The following is an 18,130-nucleotide window of genomic DNA, read 5'->3' on the forward strand; positions in this document are numbered from 1 at the left end:
CCTTAATCACCTTACCAGTAGCTATACTAGGCACTAAAACAGTCAAATCATGGAAGACCACAACCAAGACTTAGAACAGCAAATCAATATTGAGCTGTCGGAAGAAATGGCGGAAGGCGTTTACTCCAACCTCGCTATGATCGCTCATTCCAACAGTGAATTTATCCTGGATTTCATCCGACTCATGCCCGGAGTACCCAAAGCCAAAGTGAAGGCGCGGGTCATTCTTACCCCTGAGCACGCCAAGCGCTTGCTGGGCGCATTAAAGGATAACATCCGCAAATTTGAGGACATTCACGGACCCATTCACCAATCCAATGATGATGGCCCCAGTTTCAACTTCCCGATGAGTTTTGGAGGCCCCGGCGGCGAAGCTTAGAAGTACCTCCGAAAGCAATCTACCACGTAGCTGAGTAAGTACATCAGGTTGGGCTTACGGATTTTGCTTAGCACATGAGCTGAGCCCGTATGCCCTCGCTATCCTCATGGTGGAGCTAAAGATGCTGGAGTATACGATCAGGGTACTTTAATGGCACGCGGCCAATGATTTAGCAGGTACTTTGGTCTCTGAGATGGTAGTAGGGATACTGAACTTCCGTGGCCAGACTTTCTTAAAATATTTAACCCGGCATACTGACAAAAGCGGTATCTTGCTCGTTTAGTATTATCAATTAATCCTTTTTTATAAAAACAATTAGAATGAAGATACCTACTTATCGCGTGTGGGCCATCGTACTTTGCTGGCTCGGCTCGCTGAGTACTTATGCGCAGGAGACGGGCAAGTCAAAATATGACGCGCACGTACTTTTTCACCCCCTGTTTAACTACCAGCCCGGCAACGAGTACCGCACCGGCGGCGGACTCCCTGGCCCGCGCTACTGGCAAAACCGCGCGGACTACAAAGCGAACGTCACGCTGGACGAAGCGGCTGGCACCCTGACCGGCGACGTGGAGCTTACCTACAAAAACAACAGCCCGGACGCCCTGGAGTTTATCTGGTTGCAGCTGGATCAGAATGCCTTTAATGACCACTCCCGCGGCGGCAAAACGACCCCCATCACGGGCGGGCGCTTCGGGAATATAGGCTTTGATGGAGGCAATAAGATCACGTCGGTGACGGTGCAGCAGGGGAAAGGTAAGGCCGTTGAGGCCAACTACATCATCAGCGATACCCGGCTACAGGTACGTCTCACCGACCCCCTCAAGGCGGGTGGCGACGTGGTGAAGATCAAGATTGGCTATTCCTTCAAAATACCGCAATACGGCTCTGACCGCATGGGTACTTTGCAAACCAAGAACGGCATTATTTACGAAATGGCCCAGTGGTACCCGCGCGTGTGTGTGTACGATGACATCGAAGGCTGGAACGTACTTCCTTACCTGGGAGCGGGCGAGTTTTACCTCGACTACGGCGATTTTGAGTATAACGTCACCGTGCCCTGGGATCACATCGTGGTGGGCTCGGGAGAATTGTTGAATCCCCGCGAGGTACTTACCAGCGAGCAGATCAAACGCCTGGACGATGCCCGGAAAAGCGACCAAACCGTCATGATCCGGACCGCCGAGGAGGTGACCAGCCCGGCCTCCCGGCCCAAGCAGTCGGGTACTTTGACCTGGCGCTTCCGCTGCCAGGAGGCCCGTGACGTAGCCTGGGGTACTTCCAAGGCCTTTGTGTGGGACGCTGCCCGGATCAACCTGCCCAGTGGGAAAATCGCCCTGGCGCAGTCGGTATACCCCGTCGAGGACGGTGGCAAAGACGGCTGGGGACGCTCGACGGAGTACGTCAAAGGCTGCATTGAGTTTTATTCCAACTACGTGTACGAATATACCTACCCCGTAGCTACCAACGTGGCCGGTATCGTGGGTGGGATGGAGTACCCCGGCATTGTGTTCTGTAGCCACAGCGACCGCAACGAGAGCCTCTGGGGCGTTACTGACCACGAGTTTGGCCACAACTGGTTCCCGATGATCGTGGGTAACAACGAGCGCAAGTACGCCTGGATGGACGAGGGCTTCAATACGTTCATCAATTTCCTGTCGGGCGACAACTTCAACAACGGCGAGTACAAGAGCAACCAGATGGACGATCAGCACCGTCTGGCGCCGATCATCTTCCGCGAAGACGCCGATCCTATCATAACCATACCGGACGTGATCCAGTCTAAGAACCTGGGCTGGGAGGCCTACTACAAGCCCGCCATTGGCCTAAAGATGCTGCGCGAGCAGGTACTTGGCAAAGAGCGCTTCGACTACGCCTTCCGCCAGTACGTGAAGCGCTGGGCTTTCAAACACCCTACACCCTACGATTTCTTCCGGACCATGGAAGACGCCGCCGGCGAGGACCTGGGGTGGTTTTGGAAGGGTTGGTTCTTTGAGAACTACCGGCTGGACCAAAGCGTGAAAGACGTAACTTACGTGGAGCAGAACCCCCAGAAAGGCTCGATCATTACCATCGAAAACCTTGAGCAAATGGCCATGCCGGCCGTAGTGGAGCTGGAAGAAGTAAGCGGTAAGAAGGTACGCGTAGAGCTACCCGTAGAAGTGTGGCAGCGCGGGGGTACCTGGACGTTCCGGGCCCAGACGGAGCAGCCGCTGCGCTCGGTGACGATTGACCCGGATCGGAAATTGCCGGATATAAATCCTCGCAATAATAGCTGGAAGCCACTGCGCTACACGCCTCCGGTTACCAATTAAAGAACCTCATTCTGATGTATTAAGTACCCTCTTTCCGTGGCCGATTAGGTGTTGGCTGCGGGAAGAGGGTACTTTTGTGTTATTAAGTTGGATTTGTTGGTTAAAATTTGCAACTTGTTAGGCGTTGTAGAGCCATGAGTATGAGGTTGCTATCGTTTCTATCGGTTACATTATGGTTATTTCTGGTACCTGTTCAGCTCAAAGCCCAGCAGAAGCTTTTTGGCTTTCACCTGACACAGAAAAGAAAGGTCGTGCGGGTACCTTTTGAGTCGCATTGTAACCTGGTGATTGTACCCATCCGCATTAATAATTCCGACACCCTCCGCTTCATCCTGGATACGGGCGTCAGCAATACGATTGTGACGGATCCCTGCATTGCGGAGTTCGTAAATCAGGACTACCCGCGAAGCATTGCTATCAATGGCTTGGGAAGCAGTGATTCGGTTCAGCGGGCGCAGGTAAGCATTGGTAATACCCTACATATGGGCCAGGTACGTACCTACGAGCATAACTTACTCGTTTTTGAAAAGGATCTCCTTCAGCTTTCGGAATTCGTCGGCACCCGCATCCACGGACTTCTAGGCTACGAGCTTTTCGAGCAATTTGTAATTACCATCGACTTTCGTCGCCATCAGCTAGTGATCCAAAACCCCAATCGCTACCGCTACCGAAGGTCTGCCGGGAGCCGCGTACCCATCCGAATCGACAACAAGCGTCCTTACCTTGAGGCGGTGAAAGTGCTGGAAGGGGGCCGTGAGGTACCCCTGCAGGTACTTTTGGATACGGGGGCTGGGCACGCGCTGATGCTCAATACCTACACCAGTGACGTACCCCTACCGAATAAGGTAATTGGCGTGCAACTGGGAATAGGGCTGGGGGGCATTGTTAACGGCCACCTGGGGCGGATGGAAAAGCTTCAAGTAGGACGGTATGAGCTAACGGACGTCCTTACTTCCTTTCCGGATAGTTCGTCGTTCAGCGCCAAAATGCCCGGCCGCGCCGACCGGCAGGGAAATATTGGGGGAGAGCTCTTGCGGCGGTTTACGGTAACCTATAACTACCGGGATCAATACATTGCCTTAAAACCGCACAAAAAGCTTTTAAAAGAAAAGTTTGAGCACGATATGAGCGGCATGGATCTGCGGGCCAAGGGGGAGGAGTTTAACACCTACTACGTAGATCGGGTGATCGAGAATTCACCGGCCGATCTGGCGGGAGTGGAAAAGGACGACAAAATCCTGTTCATCAATAATACATCGGTCACGAACTTAACCATGACGGGTATTTACAAACTCTTACAAAGAAAGGAAGGCAAGCAGATTGACCTGATCATCCGGCGGGGCGAACGGCTGGTTTTTACGAGTTTTATCCTGAAACGAATTATCTGAATTCGTGCCCCGTCAAACTTCCACGAGCATAGCCCCGTAGGAGTACCCTCCCCCAAACACCGTAAAAACGATGCGCTGTCCTTTCTCAAATCGGTCAAAATGTTCGGATAGGGCAATGGCACAGCCTGCGCAGCCGGTATTTCCCAGGCGCTGAATATTGGAAATGAGCTTCGATTCGGGTATGCCCAAGGTACCTATGACATTCAGGCTAATGCGATGGTTAGCCTGGTGCGGAATCAGGTAGTCGATGTCGTCAATGGTGAGTCCACAGCGCTGAAGTACCTGCTGGCTTACTTTGGGCATGTAGGTACAGGCATTTTGAAACACATCACGCCCGTAAGGCATCACTACCCCGCGCTCATTGGGGCGAAGTACCACGGCCTCAATGGCCTTGCCACTGGTAGCGGCTCCGCCGGTAATGAGCGCTCGAATGTGCAGGTCCGACTCGGTTTGGCGCTCCTTAGAGATCACCATGGCGGAGGCACCGTCGCCCCATAGGTGGCCCGATACCGTATCGCGCTCGTTGTAGTAGGCCGTGTTGTGGTCTGCTACCACCACGATGGCCTTCGTGGCTTTACCCATGGCAAAGTACCCTTCTACGATTTCAATGGCATTGAGCAGCGATGAGCAGGCCGACGAAACCGAAAGCACCGGAATATCCGGCAGCTGCACGTAGTGCTGTACTGCGTGCGCCAGCGACACGATGGTGTCGTAAGGCGTATAGGTGGCACCTACTATGAGATCAATTTCATTCTTACTATAGGGGATGGTCTCGAGCAGGATTCGGACGGCCTCGATGGCCATGGTGTTGGTATTTTCATCCGGCCCGGCTTTACGTCGTTCGTGGATACCGGTGCGCTCTACGATCCATTCACTGGAAAGATTGTTTAATTCGGTAAAATATTCGTTACCAATGACTTGGGATGGTAGGTAATGACTAACCCTATTAATATACATGGTTGAGAAGATTGACTCCACAAACGACAACTAAAAATGTGGTCGAAAGTTAAATATTTCGTAGAAAACGTAGTACTGGATATTTGAACAATTCAATAATAAGTTTATAAAATCATAGTAAATTTATAATTATTTATCCATCTAGCCTAAGATACTTTGTTATTCGGTGCCAAAAGGGTTTTATAGAGTGTCAGCAGGGTTTGTACTTCGGTGGCCCAGTTGTAGTTTTGCTCCACGGCCCTTCTTCCGCGTTGCCCCATTTGTTCGCTTTCCAGGGGGTGCTCCACCAGCCATAGCAAGTTATCGGCCAGCGCCTGCGGGTTGTAAGGGGAAATACAAAAACCGCACTGGTGCCGCTCTACTACTTCCCGATACAGTGGGAAATCGGAGGTCACGACAGGAAGCTCCAGAGCCATGTACTCAAATAATTTGGTGGTGTAGGAGTCCGGGTAGTCACCCACGGGTTTGAGTAGCGCGATACCCGCCCGCGCCCGCTGGGCATAAGGCAGTGCCAGGCGCAGGTCCGTGTAGCCATAAAAGGTCAGGTGGGGTCTTACGGTGTCAAAGTCCGGCAAGGCCCGGGCTTCTTCCCAGGAGAAAAGGACATTCCCGAATAGATGCACCTCAAAGTCTACCTGCTGCCGACGCAGCAGGGCCAGCGCGGCTATCAGCGTATCGAAGCCCCGCTCCATGGAGATAACCCCACTGTAAAAAAAGCGATGGCAACGACTGGTAGAAGCCGTTCCCTGGGCGGCGTAGTGATCCAGAAAAGGCAAGGCCGCATAGTTATGGACAACCGTAGCGGGAAAAGCCAGGCGGCGGTACTCTTCCAGATAGGCGTGCTCGGTGAGGACCAGGCGAAAATAGCGCCGGGCCCAGTGGTCGAAGTAGCGAAAAAGCTGCTGAAAAACGGGTTCGTTGTTGTAGCGCTTGAGCGTAAATTTCTTGTACAGATTTTCCTGCACTTCGTAGATCACCTCTGCGCCCAGCCACCGAAACAGAAAGCCGATCGGGATGAGTTCGGGTACAAAAAGATGAACCACGGCGGGGCGCAGGCGCAGGCATTTCCAGAGCACCACGGGGTGGCAAAACAGCAGCCTGAACAAAAGCCTGTGGAAGCGCGGGAGCCGGATCATGGTAATGGCCGCCTCCGTAGAGGTAGCCTGAGGCAGCGCGCAAAGTACCTCGTACTCCTGAGCCAGGGCCGGGGCGATCTTGTACACAATGCGCGGGTCGGTAGGAGGATGTACGGTACTAAGAAGTAAAACGCGCGGCTTCATGCTTGGGTCATGATGGCTACTCCGGCAGAAGTCCCGATTCGGGTAGCCCCTGCTTCCATAAATGCTTCGGTTTGTTGGCGGGTACGGATGCCTCCGGAGGCTTTGATTTGGATGGTAGCGGGAAGCAACGAGCGCATCAGCCGGACGGTGTCGAGGGTAGCCCCCTCAGGCGTAAAGCCCGTCGAGGTTTTTACAAAATCGACGCCCGCTTCCGCGCCTATTTCGCAGGCGGTATGCAGTTCGAAGTCATCGAGGTAGGCTGTTTCGATGATCAGCTTCAGCAGGGCCTGATGGGCGTGCGCCAGCTCCGTTAGCTGCCGGATTTCCTCCCGCACACTCAGGTAAGCCATGGACTTGAATCGCGCCAGGTTCATGACCACGTCCAGCTCCGTAGCACCCTGCCGCAGGGTACTTTCGGCCTCGGCTACTTTAGCACTCGTGGTAGAGTACCCCAGCGGAAAACCAATCACCGTGGCGATTTCAATCCGGATGGGGCAAAACTCCAGCATGTCTTTGGCGTAGCCCACGTAGGTAGGCGCTACGCACACCGCCTTAAACTGGTGTATCCAAGCCTCTTCGCACAGCTTCCGGATATCGGTCTCGCTGGCAATGGGGCTGAGGAGCGTGTGGTCTAAGTAGGAAGCCAGGGTGGTGGTCATAAGGGAAAAGTAGTCAGAAACAAGGCGAAGACCCCACCGTTCCGGCAGGGTCTTTCCTTTAGAAGTAGCGCGGAAGCGTTTGGAAAAACTACCCCTTCTTGCTTTTTTTGGCGGGAGCTTTGGTGGGCTCCGTAGGTACTTCTTCTACTTTTTCCGTTTCCGTAGGTACTTCATCCTTCGCTTCTGCGGCGGGCTCTTCAGGAGCCGCTTCGGCAAAGGCCGCCGGAGCGTACTGCGACAGCAGGTTATACCAAATAATGATTTTCTTGATGTCGGAGACGTACACGCGTGAGCGATCAAAATCCGGCAGGATGCCGTCCAGAAACTCCGTCAGGTCTTTGTCCGAGGCGGTTTTGGTATCGAGCTCCACAAGCTCACCGTGCTGCTCCCGAATGCGCAGGAAGATGTCAGCCAGCGGAACCGAATCCTGTTCGCCTTCGGTAAAGACCGACACGTCTTTCAGTACCGATACGCGGGCCGTGGGGCCGATCATGGTTTTTTCTTTCTTTTCGTTAAGACTTTCCACAATCACGCCCGACCGGCTGGGTTTCATAATACGGTACAAGCCGCTTTTGCCGGATATATTGGCGATTTCTTTCAGCAGTTCCATTCCTAAAGTTTCTTCTTTTACGCTCATTCTTGTACTTTGTTATGATGAATTGGCTTTTATACCAGAGGTACTTTTTCGTTCCGCAAAATAACGGAAAGATCAGCGGGCAAACAACTCACTTTTGGTTTGCTTTTTCAAACGACTGGTTATACGTATCTATTGCCTCTAAGAGCGGTTCTCGTCCTTCTCCCTTTTCGGCCGAAGTAATGAAAAGGGGAGGCAATTCTTCCCAGGTTTCCAGGAGCTTACGCTGGTATAGATCCAGGTTAGCCGCCAGCTGATTACTTTTTAGTTTGTCCGTCTTGGTAAATACCAAATGAAAAGGAATGCCGTTTTCGCCCAGTTGGTTCATGAAGTCCAGGTCGGCGCGCTGGGGCTCATGACGGCTATCAATCAGCACAAAGGTACAGAGCAGGTTGGGGCGGCGGTAGAGGTAGTCATTGATCATACGCTCCCATTTTTCGCGTTCTTCCTTGCTTACCTTGGCGTAGCCGTAGCCCGGCAGATCCACCAGGTACCAGGTACCGTTGATCAGGAAGTGGTTGATGAGCTGCGTTTTTCCGGGTAGTTGCGAGGTTTTGGCCAGGTTTTTGCGCTCGGTTAGCATGTTGATCAACGAAGACTTCCCGACGTTCGACCGGCCAATGAAGGCGTACTCGGGCAAGTCAGGTGCCGGGCACTGGGTGTAGTCGGTATTGCTCGTTACGTAAACAGCTTCTTGGATCAGCATGACGTTGGGTCGGTCTATTCAAACCGCAAAGGTAAGGTATTTTACCGCAACCTGGTAGTAAATAGCCCGTCCGGGGTACTTAGGAATCAGGTAGTTTTGACAATTCTAAACTTGAAATTTGTAAATTTGGGGCGGTAAAAGGCTGGCATCATCAGAAGAAGTTTCGGCCCAGAAAACGAAACGAGAACGATGCACGTTATCTAGTACAGTGTTAAGAAGGACATTTAAAAAACCAAACGAAGAGCAATGAAAACGTTTCAAAGGGTAGCATGGGCGTGCGGAGTGGTGTTGCTGATGGGGTCCACCGCCTGGGTAAAGGAGGCCACCGTGCCCACCGCCGACCGCGACGAAAATCCCGAGGTACTTGAGGTACTGAATGAGAAAGGAATTCAATTTACCGAAGCGTCCTGGGCGGCTATTGTGAAGAAAGCCAAGGCCGAAAAAAAAATCATCTTCCTGGACGCCTACACCAGCTGGTGCGGTCCCTGTAAGCTGATGCAAAAAAATGTATTTACCCGCGCAGACGTAGGAGAGATTTTCAATAAAAACTTTATTAACGTAAAAGTAGACATGGAGCAGGGCGAAGGTCCGCAGCTGGCCCGGCTCTTTCCGCTGGAATTCTACCCAACGCTCTTTTTTATTGACACGCGTGGTGATGTGGTGAAGAAAGTAGTAGGTTACCAGTCGCCCGAAAGCCTCATCGCCATCGGGAAAGGTGTGGTGTCCAATCAATAAAGTACCCTAGGTACCTTGAATAGCAGGAAACCCGGCGACATCGTCGGGTTTCTTGCGTTTTAGAACTGATCCTGTATAATCTTAACCACGCGCTCCCGGTCAGCCTCGGTGAGGTTGGAGCCGGAGGGCAGGCACAGGCCCTGTTCAAAAAGCGTGTCGGCTACGGTACCTCCAAAGTAGGGGGCCTGCGCAAAAACGGGCTGCTGGTGCATGGGCTTCCAGAGCGGACGCGACTCGATCTGCTCGGCCTCCAGGGCCAGTCGCAGGTCTTCGCGGGAGGTACCTCCCGCCCGCGCCGGGTCGAGGGTGAAGCAGCTGAGCCAGCGGTTGGAGTAGCTACCCGCTGCCTCGGGCTGAAACACAAGCCCCGGCAGGTACCCCAGCTGCGCCTGGTAGTAGTCGAAATGGGCCCGGCGGGCGGCCACGCGCTGGTCAAGTACCTCTAGCTGCGCCCGCCCAATGCCCGCGCACACGTTGCTGAGGCGGTAGTTGTACCCCACCTGGGCATGCTGGTAGTGCGGAGCGGGGTCGCGCGCCTGGGTAGCCAGAAAACGCGCCTGCTGCACCCAGCTTTCTTCCCGCGCCAGCAGCGCCCCGCCCCCCGAGGTGGTGATGATCTTATTTCCGTTGAAAGAAAGAATGCTAAGTACCCCAAAGGTACCTGCCGCCTGCCCCCGGTAGGTAGCGCCCAGGGCTTCGGCGGCGTCTTCTACAAAGGGTACTTCGTAGGCCGCGCAGAGGGCCAGCAGCTCATCGAGCCGGGCGGGCATGCCGTACAGATGTACCCCAATGACGGCCTTGGGCTTTTGGCCTTGGGCAGCGTAGTGCTTCAGGGCGTCTTCCAGGGCCTGTGGGCACAGATTCCAGGTAGTGGGCTCGCTGTCCAGGAAGACGGGCATGGCACCGAGGTACTTGATGGGGTTGGCGCTGGCCGCAAACGTAAACGACTGGCAAAGAACCAGGTCGCCGGGCCCGACGCCCAGCATCACCAGCGCCAGGTGCAGCGCCGCCGTACCCGACGAAAGCGCCGCGGCGTAGCCACCTCCCAGGTAGTGGACGAGCTCCTGCTCGAAGGCGTCGACGTGGGGGCCCAGCGGCGCTACCCAGTTGGTATCCAGCGCCTGCTGGATGTAGGTGATTTCGTGGCCGCTAAGGTGGGGCGAAGAAAGCCAGATTTTGGAAGTAGACATAAAGAAAACGCCAACAGAGCGTGATGAGCTGCCGGGCGGGCAAGTTACTAAAAAGTACCTCCCAGCGCGCTACGGCTGCCTGATTTTGACGATGCGCGCCGGATTGCCACGCACGGTGGCGTAGTCGGGTAGGGAGGTCGTGACCACACTCCCGGCCGCCACCACGCATTCCCGGCCAATGCGCAGGTTTGGCGCTACCACGCTCCCGGCCCCGACTAAGGTACCTTCACCTACCTGCACGTTGCCACAGAGGGTTGCGCCCGGCGCTACGTGCACGAAGTCGTCCAGGCGGCAGTCGTGGTCCACGTGCGCGCCAGTGTTGATGATGACGTGCCGCCCCACGCGCGCATCGGCCTGCAAGATAGCCCCCTGAAGTACCACGCTCCCTTCGCCTACTTGCACGCTGGCGTCAACGAGGGCGGACGGGTGAATGGTTTGCCCAAAAGCGTGGCGAAGCTGCCCGGCGATCCGGCGGCGGATGGCGTTGTCGCCAATGGCCACGATGAGCTCTTCGGTGGGGAGGTGGGTGGGGTCGTAGGTACCTATGACGGGTACCTGCCAAAGGGCTGTCTTGGCGGGGTCGTCGTCAAAAATGGCCGTCACGAAGCCCCGCTGGGCGCGTAGGCAGGTGATGATTACTTTGGCGTGGCCGCTGGCTCCGTATAGTAGCATGAATTAGAGCAAAAGGTGAAACGTACCAAGTACCTTCGAAGAGGTACTTTTAGTTCGAAAGAGGTACCTTACTAATTATACTCCATTCCCCCGAAAAGGTTCAACCGTAGCGCTGGTGGCGGCGTTGATCCCTTCCCGACGAAGTACCTTCCCAACGGTTAAGAATAGAATTTTAAGGTCCAGACTGGCCGATAAATTTTCGACGTACCATACATCATACTCAAATTTCCGGGGCCAGCTCACGGTATTCCGCCCGTTGACCTGCGCCCAACCGGTGATGCCGGGCCGTACCCGGTGCCGAAGCCGCTGCCGCTCGTTGTAGAGGGGCAGGTACCCCACCAGCAGGGGGCGGGGGCCCACCAGACTCATGTCGCCCACCAGTACGTTCCAGAGCTGGGGTAGTTCGTCCAGGGAGGTCCGGCGCACCAGCCTGCCCAGGGGCGTGAGCCGCTCGGCGTCCGGGAGCAAGTACCCGTGGGCGTCGCGGCGGTCGGTCATGGTTTTGAATTTGTAAAGTGTAAAAATTCGCTCGTGGCGGCCGGGGCGGCGTTGAGAAAAAAAAGGCTTCCCCCCGTTGGCTACCGCCAGCAAGAGCGTCAGGGCCAGCAGCAAAGGCCACAACAAAAGCAGCCCGAGCAGGGCTACCAGTACATCCACCAAACGTTTTCCGAAGCGTAAGTACATGAGGTCTTTGAAAAAACGGCAAGTTAGAAAAGATCTTTCTCAGGTACCAGGAGTGGATCGAACACCGCTCTTTTTTAGAGGCAAAAAAATAATAATTAGAAGAATATTAGAATAAGCAGATAATTGTATATTTGTTATCCATACCTTTTACTTAAGTAATAGCTTTTATATCCTGCCGTACCGCTATGAACCTTCCAAATGGCTATTTGATGCCTAACGAGCATCTCTATCTACTAACGCAACGTGAATGGATTGTGTTACTCTACGTCGCAGCTGACTTCTCTAACACGGCCATAGCGGACAAGCTTTGCATAACGGGAAGAAGTGTAATAAATTATCGTAACCGTATTGGAGATAAGCTACAACTAAAAGGCCGCAGTACATTAGGCTATTTTGCCCGTCGAAATATAGATCATCTCAAGTATTCGTATACTATTTATTGGGGTAAGCTCCCTATATCTTCTCCCTATTGTCCTGATATAGACTGATAATCAATCTATTGTCTTTTTTTGTACTGCTTTTTGTAACAAGTTTCTGAGTACATAAGTCACTTGGAATGGTTATTCAGGCTCTTTACCTTTGAGTGTATATGTTTCTTATCCTCTAAGGCCTTATAACATAGAAACATTGTACACAAAAATACCCCGTCCTAAGGGTGGTGCCATGCGGACGGGGTAGAAGTTAGGTTCTATTTTTTAACTAAAACCCGTGTAAATTTATGAAAAAGAAATTAATAATGATGAGTACATTCATCATTAGTCTGACATTTTTTTCTAGCTGTGAGAAAAATGATGTAAAAAATCCAGTTAATGGAATTGTCACCTTGATACCTAAGACCATAGTTGGAGAGGCTTCGTTTAATTCAAGAGCACGAGAGAGTATAGATGATCTAAATTACAATGACTTTGAAGAACTAGCTAGGTTATTAGCAAGTGTAACAAGTTCTGCGGAGGTAAGGTCTTTTCTAAAAGCAGAAGCACTTAAAAAATTTGATGGAGACTATGATATCTTATACAACAATGTTAAAGATATTAAAATCTCAGGAAAGCGTCTTTTTGACTATTTAGGTAAAGAAGATCCGATTATTAGTAAAAAGGTGGAAGAATTAGTAACTAGAAATCCCTTACTTAATATTTCTATTCCTCTTTATGCTGAAAGCTGGGATACCGATAAGAATAATTTGCTCGTTGTAGCTTTAGAATCAGAAGATAAACCCGCTGTGAAGGCCTTTGATTCAGATGGAAAGATCTATTACTTAGATCACAAAGTAGATCCAGATGTACCTGTTATAGTAGTAGGACTTAATGAAAGGGTATCATTTGATAATGGAAAATATGAGAGAAGACCCTTTATTAGTGCAGAAAGAGATCAGAGAGAAAAGAGTGCTAAAATGTTTAGCTGCTCATACCCTTATAGGGTAAATAATAATTACGAGTATATAAAAGAAATGAAGTTTCTGGATTTAAATCAATATGAAAGTTTTACTCGTGGCGCTCCTGAAATTAAATGTAGAGTTTATGCTCCTGTAAGTTCTAATAATTTCGCTTCCTTATTTGAATTAGCTAATACTGGAAATATGGAGCCACCGAATCGTGCTTTTATAAATAATGCATGGTGGAATAATCCTGATGTTCCTTTATTTTATTGGGATAATCCTAATAAGGCAATGACAATGCTATTTCACTTTTGGGAAATGGAAGACTCTGGAAGTTCGCATAGTTTTACAGTAGGTATTGGTACTAAATTTAAAGTTAAAATAGGCGGAATAGAAACTGAGGTAGGGCCGAACCTTAGCTATACAGGTACGTATAAGGCCAATGATAAGGCAATTGGTATTTTTGCAGTCGAGCAATTTATTTGTCCCCCGATTCCATCAGATAACTGCTATCAATTAGGTGCGGCTTTCCAATGGAAAAGTGATCATATATTTACTTGGTAGTAATTTTAAATTTTATATGAATAAAGCTTACTATTTACTTGGGCTTATCTTGTTGTGGGGCTGCGAAGCGAACGAAACGGTGCGCCTGCAAAAGCGGATGGAAGCCGATTGGCAAATCCAGCGAATCATTTTCTCCCCGCTGAGCGGCGGGCCAGACTCGCTGGTAAACTACTCGGCAGGAAAGTTATCTTTCAACCAAGGTAAAGCAGGACAAAGGAACACCGTTCTGTATGCTTTGGAACGATTGAAACCTATCGGGGCTACCTACGTCGTCAATGCTGGGAATTCAATCTCTTTCAATGAGCCCTGCTGCAACGTAGACTGGAGCCAGATCTATATCTTGCTGCAGGGAGAGTTCAAAGTAGATTTTCTGGAAAATGACGAAGCCCGATTAACTGGGTTGGTCGTTTTTGCCGATAAGCCGGGTAAACCCATGCAGCACGCGCAGTTTTTCATCAAAAAGATGCCCCAGACGCGCTAAGTGCAGTCGCTCGTAGGGTAGGTACTTGGGCGTTGGTTTTATTGCTAAACCAACGCCCAAGTACCTACTTTATGGCTACCAAGTACCTCTAACTATAAAAGTATTACGATGAAACGCGCGGTACTCCTCTTGTTGCTATGGGCTAGCGGCCTGGCTGCTTTTGCGCAGCATAAAGCTTTTGATATGGGCCTGAGCGCGGGTATCTATTTTACGCAAGTCAATAAGCCCATTTTGCAGAGCGCCTACGCTGCCGGGGAGTTTGAGTACCACCATACGCCCAAGTGGGCCTTTGCGGCCAATATCCTGCTGGCGGAATACTTCTTCCAAAAATACGAATTGGATTATTTTACCTCTCAGGAAGTACCCATGAGGCGCCGAGGTAGTGAGGTGCAGAGTAATTTTATGGTAAAGTACCAGCTGTTTACCTACCGGCGAGTTCATTTCCAGGTAGGTGCCGGTTTGGGGCTCATTACTTCGGGAAACGAATTGAGGATTGATACCAGTGGTGGAGGAATGTATTTAATCTATAAATCCAATACGGATTTCGGCTTTCCGGTACAGGCCGAGCTCTATCGTCCCATTACGAAAAAAATCTTCCTGGGGCTAAAAGGTGGTCTGTTCATCCAGCCCGACTACCCCATCATGGCCCATAACCTAGGACTACAAGTAAGGTACCGGCTGTAACTAGTCATCCAAAGTACCTCCAACTACCCCGTCGGTACCTGCACGCTGACTTTGGTACCCTGGCCGGGCGTGGAGTCGATGGCCAAAGTACCCGCCAAATCCTCCACGCGGGCGCGGAGATTATGTACCCCCATTCCTTCTTTTTGGGTTTCTTCGGGTAGGCCTACGCCGTTGTCGCTTACGACGAGCCAAAGTACCTGGCTGTCCTGCGTGACGGTGATCCAGGCGTCGGAGGCTTCGGCGTGCTTGATGATGTTGTTGACGAGCTCCAGGGTAATGATGTAGAGCTGGTACTCCAGCGCCTCCGAGAAGCGTGCGCCTCCTAGTTTGGCCACCAGATGAAAACGCGTGCGGTTGGACTGGCTGTGGTCCAGCATCGTGACCAGCCGCCGTAAGGCCGCTTCCAGGCCGTTCTTTTCCAGCTCAGCGGGCAACATGCTGTGCGAAATCAGCCGGATGTCGGTATAGATGTCGCCGCTGAGGTCAAAAATACGCTGGTAGATCTTCACGTTCTGCGGGGTCATGGTGGAGCGGTCCAGGGCTTCGATGTTCCAGCGCAGGGCCGTCACCTTGGTATTGAGGTTGTCGTGCAGCTCGGAGGCCACGCGCTTGCGCTCCAGCGACTGCCCCCGAAACAGCGCCGATTCGATTTCCTTGTTCTTGCGGAGCAGTTCCCGGTTTTTTCCTTTGAGGCGTCGGTTGCTCCAGCCAATCAGCCCCACGATGCCCAAGCCGCCGCTCAGCAAGAGCAGCAGTACCGTCCGGCTCTGGCGTAGTTTTTCGTTTTCGAGGGTCTGGATGCGGAGCTTATTGGTTTCTTCTTTTTTCTCAAACTCGTAGGTCATGGTGGCGTTGGCGATTTTCTCCAGCGCGTCGTTGTTGATGAGGCTGTCGGAATGTACCTTGAAGTTTTTGAAGTGAAAGAGCGCCTGGCGGGCGTTGCCGAGCTGCTCGTAGGCTTGCGCCAGGTACGAATGAAAGCTGGCCAGATCCAGGTGCAAGCGCCCGTACTCGCCGTACTCTTCCAGGCTGGTCAAGCCGCGCTGCGCGTGTTTGACGGCCTGTGGGTACTGTTGCTTGGCCAGATAAATTTCGGCGTACAGACCCTCGATGTAGTAGTCGATGGCTTCCTCGTAGCCCGACCGGTGGAAGTACAGCGAGTCGGCCCGGCGGCAGTAGCGCAGGGCCTGGTCGTAGCGTTGGAGCTTGAAGAGTGCCGTTCCGACCCGGGCCACGGCGCGGGCGTGCGACTGGTCCTCAAAGGGAGCCAGGGCTTTTTCCTGGCGCTGGTAGGTACTTAGGGCGCGCGGGTAGTCGTTTTTGTCCAAATAGATGTCGCCCAAAGTGCCCAGTACGTGGGCCTTCAGCCGGGGGTCGTGGAGCTTGTCGGCCAGGGCGATGCTCTCCTGGCAGTACTTCATGGCCATCGCATCCTTCCCGATGGCCTGGTAGGCGGAGGCCAGGTTAGCCGTCACGGCCCGCAGCAAGACGGGCCGATTCAGGGTTTCAAGGATTTTTTTTCCTTTCAGAAAATAGTTGATACCCACGAGGTAGTTTCCGCTGGCGGAGGCTTCTCCGCCCAGGTCCACGTATACGCTACCGATGCCTTCCGGATCTTTGGCTTGCTCGAAAGCGGCCAGGGCTTTTTGAAAAAGCGGCTGTACCTCTTTGGCGTGCTTGTAGGACCCCGAGTAAATCTGCGCCCTTCGGAAGTAGGCCCAGCCCTGTAAGCTCTGGTCTTTGGTTCGGGCGGCGAGTTGATCCACCGTGTCGAGCTGCGCGTAGGCTTCTTCCAGGCTGGTGTTGTAGACCATCTCGGTCCGTACCCACACCAGCCGGGCGAGGCCTTCTACCCGGGCGTTACCTAGCTTTTTGGCCAGGCGGTAGCTCTGCTGGCTATAAAGCTTGGAAAGCGAGTCTTCGCCCTGAATGAAGTAGGCTTTCCCCAAGAGCATGAGGGTAGTTATTTTTTCGCGGTCGGGCTGCTGGGGGAGTAGGGTCAGGAGTGAATCTGCCTCCTGGGCACGAACTACAAAAGAGAGGGCTCCTACCAGGAGTAGGGCGAAAAAAAGGAGACGTTTAGGCATAGGAACGTTACAAAGATCTTCTTCACAAACCTAACTAAATATCTCCTTAAATGGTACTCATTTCCAGAGGATAAGGTGCCCTCTTTGAATCGTAATTGGTTAAGCGGGCCGAGAAAGTACCCGGGCGGTTTTGGGTAAGAAGATAGCCAGTAGCCCCAGCAAGGGCAGGTACGCGCAAAGCTGGTAAACGTACTCCAGGCTGGTGCGGTCGGCGAGGTGGCCCAGTACGGCCGAGCCGATCCCGCCCATGCCAAAGGCGAAGCCAAAAAATAAACCCGAGATCATCCCCAATTTACCGGGTACCAGCTCCTGGGCGTACACCAAAATAGCCGAGAAAGCCGAGGAAAGGATTAGCCCGATAAAGATCGACAGGATGCTCGTCCAGAAGAGGTTGGCGTGGGGTAGCAAAAGCGTAAAAGGAGCCGCTCCCAAAATAGAGAACCAAATGACGGGCCGACGCCCGAAGCGATCACCGAGAGGGCCACCCAGAAAGGTACCTACGGCCACCGAAAACATGAACAGGAAAAGGTACAGCTGCGAATCCCGCACGGGTACCTGAAATTTCTCCATCAGATAAAACGTGTAGTAGCTGCTCATACCGGCCAGGTAGAAGTACTTGGAAAAGACCAATAGTAGTAAGATGCTAATTGCCAGGATGATTCGCTGGCGCGGCAAGGCAGGTTGGCTATTCCGGGCGGTGGAAGTACCCCCAGACGGCCGCGAATGCTCCTTATACCAGCCCCCCACTACCCACAGAATACCGATGGCCAGCAGGGCCAACAGCGAAAACCAGCGCAGCGAAGGCTGTCCGTACTTAATAACAAAAAGCGCCGCCAGCAACGGACCTAAGGCGCTGCCTGCGTTGCCACCTACCTGAAAAAGCGACTGCGCCATGCCCCGTTTTCCGCCCGAAGCCAGGTGGGCGATCCGGGAGGCCTCCGGGTGAAAAATGGCCGAGCCTACGCCAATGCAGGCCACGCTGAGCAGCAGCCCTACGAAGTGAGTCGCGGCGGAGAGACTGAGCAGCCCCAGCAGCGTAACGCCCATGCCGATAGCCAGCGAGTAGGGCCGCGGGTGCCGGTCGGTCAGAGAGCCCACCAACGGCTGCAACAGGGAGGCCGTGAGCTGGTAGGTGAGCGTGATGAAGCCGATCTGGGTAAAGCTCAGCCCGAACGACGCGCGAAGTACCGGGTAAATGGCCGTGATGAGCGATTGAATGGTATCGTTGAGCAGGTGCGCGCTGGTAATGGCCAAAAGAATGGGGAAAACAGTTTTTGATACCAGAAGATCGGATGAAGGCAGGGTGGCTTTTTTCATAAAAAAACAAAATCCAACGGCGA

General features: G+C 52.6%; 18 protein-coding genes. 8 read left to right on the plus strand and 10 right to left on the minus strand.

All coding sequences use genetic code 11. The annotated features are described in order from the left end of the window. Positions 1-49 precede the first annotated feature (49 nt). The 3 genes from HNQ92_RS14675 to HNQ92_RS14685 all read left to right on the plus strand — a co-directional run bounded on the left by HNQ92_RS14675 (position 50) and on the right by HNQ92_RS14685 (position 4,082). A complete protein-coding gene (locus tag HNQ92_RS14675; RefSeq protein WP_184174804.1) occupies positions 50-379 on the plus strand; it encodes a DUF3467 domain-containing protein in 330 nt (109 codons plus the stop codon). Between the two features lie 320 nt (positions 380-699). Then, positions 700-2,694, plus strand: coding sequence for a M1 family metallopeptidase (locus HNQ92_RS14680; protein ID WP_184174805.1), 1,995 nt, complete (start codon positions 700-702; stop codon positions 2,692-2,694). Positions 2,695-2,828: 134 nt separating this feature from the next. After that, positions 2,829-4,082, plus strand: a complete 1,254-nt coding sequence (locus HNQ92_RS14685; RefSeq protein ID WP_246440196.1) for an aspartyl protease family protein — start codon at positions 2,829-2,831, stop codon at positions 4,080-4,082. 12 nt (positions 4,083-4,094) lie between these two features. Here the strand turns inward: HNQ92_RS14685 and HNQ92_RS14690 are convergent, their stop codons facing one another. From HNQ92_RS14690 to yihA, 5 genes are all read right to left on the minus strand, one after another. Further along, the gene (locus tag HNQ92_RS14690; RefSeq protein WP_184174806.1) at positions 4,095-5,039 is read right to left on the minus strand and encodes a 3-oxoacyl-ACP synthase III family protein; all 945 of its coding nucleotides are present in this window, start codon (positions 5,037-5,039) and stop codon (positions 4,095-4,097) included. A 146-nt stretch (positions 5,040-5,185) separates the two neighbouring features. After that, positions 5,186-6,319: a glycosyltransferase gene (locus HNQ92_RS14695; protein ID WP_184174807.1), complete on the minus strand. Its 1,134-nt coding sequence runs from the start codon at positions 6,317-6,319 to the stop codon at positions 5,186-5,188. Beyond that, entirely contained in the window at positions 6,316-6,978 is a 663-nt protein-coding gene (gene deoC, locus HNQ92_RS14700; protein ID WP_184174808.1) for a deoxyribose-phosphate aldolase, read from the minus strand. The genes HNQ92_RS14695 and deoC overlap by 4 nt, the downstream gene beginning before the upstream one ends. Before the next feature lie 88 nt (positions 6,979-7,066). Beyond that, the gene (locus HNQ92_RS14705) at positions 7,067-7,588 is read right to left on the minus strand and encodes a DUF5606 family protein (RefSeq protein WP_246440199.1); all 522 of its coding nucleotides are present in this window, start codon (positions 7,586-7,588) and stop codon (positions 7,067-7,069) included. Positions 7,589-7,703: 115 nt separating this feature from the next. Beyond that, positions 7,704-8,318: a ribosome biogenesis GTP-binding protein YihA/YsxC gene (gene yihA / locus HNQ92_RS14710; protein ID WP_184174810.1), complete on the minus strand. Its 615-nt coding sequence runs from the start codon at positions 8,316-8,318 to the stop codon at positions 7,704-7,706. 246 nt (positions 8,319-8,564) lie between these two features. Here yihA and HNQ92_RS14715 point away from each other — a divergent pair, with 246 nt between their 5' ends. Next, a complete protein-coding gene (locus HNQ92_RS14715) occupies positions 8,565-9,053 on the plus strand; it encodes a thioredoxin family protein (protein WP_246440208.1) in 489 nt (162 codons plus the stop codon). A 59-nt stretch (positions 9,054-9,112) separates the two neighbouring features. Here HNQ92_RS14715 and HNQ92_RS14720 read toward each other — a convergent pair whose 3' ends face one another. The 3 genes from HNQ92_RS14720 to HNQ92_RS14730 form a co-directional block, all read right to left on the minus strand. Then, complete coding sequence (locus HNQ92_RS14720) at positions 9,113-10,243, minus strand: DegT/DnrJ/EryC1/StrS family aminotransferase (protein WP_184174811.1); 1,131 nt, start codon at positions 10,241-10,243, stop codon at positions 9,113-9,115. A gap of 69 nt (positions 10,244-10,312) precedes the next feature. Then, a complete protein-coding gene (locus HNQ92_RS14725; RefSeq protein WP_184174812.1) occupies positions 10,313-10,915 on the minus strand; it encodes an acetyltransferase in 603 nt (200 codons plus the stop codon). 75 nt (positions 10,916-10,990) lie between these two features. After that, complete coding sequence (locus tag HNQ92_RS14730) at positions 10,991-11,599, minus strand: sugar transferase (RefSeq protein ID WP_184174813.1); 609 nt, start codon at positions 11,597-11,599, stop codon at positions 10,991-10,993. A gap of 209 nt (positions 11,600-11,808) precedes the next feature. On the opposite strand from HNQ92_RS14730, the gene HNQ92_RS29175 reads away from it, so the two are divergent. The 4 genes from HNQ92_RS29175 (at position 11,809) to HNQ92_RS14750 (ending at position 14,703) form a co-directional block, all read left to right on the plus strand. Continuing rightward, positions 11,809-12,087 carry a response regulator transcription factor gene (locus HNQ92_RS29175; RefSeq protein WP_425504292.1) on the plus strand — a complete coding sequence of 93 codons (279 nt, stop codon included), beginning with the start codon at positions 11,809-11,811 and terminating at the stop codon, positions 12,085-12,087. A 230-nt stretch (positions 12,088-12,317) separates the two neighbouring features. Next, complete coding sequence (locus tag HNQ92_RS14740; protein WP_184174815.1) at positions 12,318-13,538, plus strand: hypothetical protein; 1,221 nt, start codon at positions 12,318-12,320, stop codon at positions 13,536-13,538. A 16-nt stretch (positions 13,539-13,554) separates the two neighbouring features. Next, positions 13,555-14,019 (plus strand): hypothetical protein, encoded by a 465-nt coding sequence (locus HNQ92_RS14745; RefSeq protein ID WP_184174816.1) that lies wholly within the window; start codon positions 13,555-13,557, stop codon positions 14,017-14,019. A gap of 108 nt (positions 14,020-14,127) precedes the next feature. Then, positions 14,128-14,703, plus strand: a complete 576-nt coding sequence (locus tag HNQ92_RS14750; protein ID WP_184174817.1) for a hypothetical protein — start codon at positions 14,128-14,130, stop codon at positions 14,701-14,703. A gap of 23 nt (positions 14,704-14,726) precedes the next feature. Here the strand turns inward: HNQ92_RS14750 and HNQ92_RS14755 are convergent, their stop codons facing one another. Next, entirely contained in the window at positions 14,727-16,790 is a 2,064-nt protein-coding gene (locus HNQ92_RS14755) for a tetratricopeptide repeat-containing sensor histidine kinase (RefSeq protein ID WP_184174818.1), read from the minus strand. 99 nt (positions 16,791-16,889) lie between these two features. Then, positions 16,890-18,107: an MFS transporter gene (locus HNQ92_RS14760; protein ID WP_184174819.1), complete on the minus strand. Its 1,218-nt coding sequence runs from the start codon at positions 18,105-18,107 to the stop codon at positions 16,890-16,892. Between the last annotated feature and the right edge of the window lie 23 nt (positions 18,108-18,130).

Source organism: Rhabdobacter roseus (genome assembly GCF_014202275.1).
GTDB lineage: Bacteria > Bacteroidota > Bacteroidia > Cytophagales > Spirosomataceae > Rhabdobacter > Rhabdobacter roseus.

Coding starts and splice junctions, on each gene's coding strand:
- HNQ92_RS14675 (WP_184174804.1), top strand. CDS start 50: ATGGAAGACCACAACCAAGACTTAGAACAGCAAATCAATATTGAGCTG.
- HNQ92_RS14680 (WP_184174805.1), top strand. CDS start 700: ATGAAGATACCTACTTATCGCGTGTGGGCCATCGTACTTTGCTGGCTC.
- HNQ92_RS14685 (WP_246440196.1), top strand. CDS start 2,829: ATGAGTATGAGGTTGCTATCGTTTCTATCGGTTACATTATGGTTATTT.
- HNQ92_RS14690 (WP_184174806.1), bottom strand. CDS start 5,039: ATGTATATTAATAGGGTTAGTCATTACCTACCATCCCAAGTCATTGGT.
- HNQ92_RS14695 (WP_184174807.1), bottom strand. CDS start 6,319: ATGAAGCCGCGCGTTTTACTTCTTAGTACCGTACATCCTCCTACCGAC.
- deoC (WP_184174808.1), bottom strand. CDS start 6,978: ATGACCACCACCCTGGCTTCCTACTTAGACCACACGCTCCTCAGCCCC.
- HNQ92_RS14705 (WP_246440199.1), bottom strand. CDS start 7,588: ATGGAACTGCTGAAAGAAATCGCCAATATATCCGGCAAAAGCGGCTTG.
- yihA (WP_184174810.1), bottom strand. CDS start 8,318: ATGCTGATCCAAGAAGCTGTTTACGTAACGAGCAATACCGACTACACC.
- HNQ92_RS14715 (WP_246440208.1), top strand. CDS start 8,565: ATGAAAACGTTTCAAAGGGTAGCATGGGCGTGCGGAGTGGTGTTGCTG.
- HNQ92_RS14720 (WP_184174811.1), bottom strand. CDS start 10,243: ATGTCTACTTCCAAAATCTGGCTTTCTTCGCCCCACCTTAGCGGCCAC.
- HNQ92_RS14725 (WP_184174812.1), bottom strand. CDS start 10,915: ATGCTACTATACGGAGCCAGCGGCCACGCCAAAGTAATCATCACCTGC.
- HNQ92_RS14730 (WP_184174813.1), bottom strand. CDS start 11,599: ATGTACTTACGCTTCGGAAAACGTTTGGTGGATGTACTGGTAGCCCTG.
- HNQ92_RS29175 (WP_425504292.1), top strand. CDS start 11,809: ATGCCTAACGAGCATCTCTATCTACTAACGCAACGTGAATGGATTGTG.
- HNQ92_RS14740 (WP_184174815.1), top strand. CDS start 12,318: ATGAAAAAGAAATTAATAATGATGAGTACATTCATCATTAGTCTGACA.
- HNQ92_RS14745 (WP_184174816.1), top strand. CDS start 13,555: ATGAATAAAGCTTACTATTTACTTGGGCTTATCTTGTTGTGGGGCTGC.
- HNQ92_RS14750 (WP_184174817.1), top strand. CDS start 14,128: ATGAAACGCGCGGTACTCCTCTTGTTGCTATGGGCTAGCGGCCTGGCT.
- HNQ92_RS14755 (WP_184174818.1), bottom strand. CDS start 16,790: ATGCCTAAACGTCTCCTTTTTTTCGCCCTACTCCTGGTAGGAGCCCTC.
- HNQ92_RS14760 (WP_184174819.1), bottom strand. CDS start 18,107: ATGAAAAAAGCCACCCTGCCTTCATCCGATCTTCTGGTATCAAAAACT.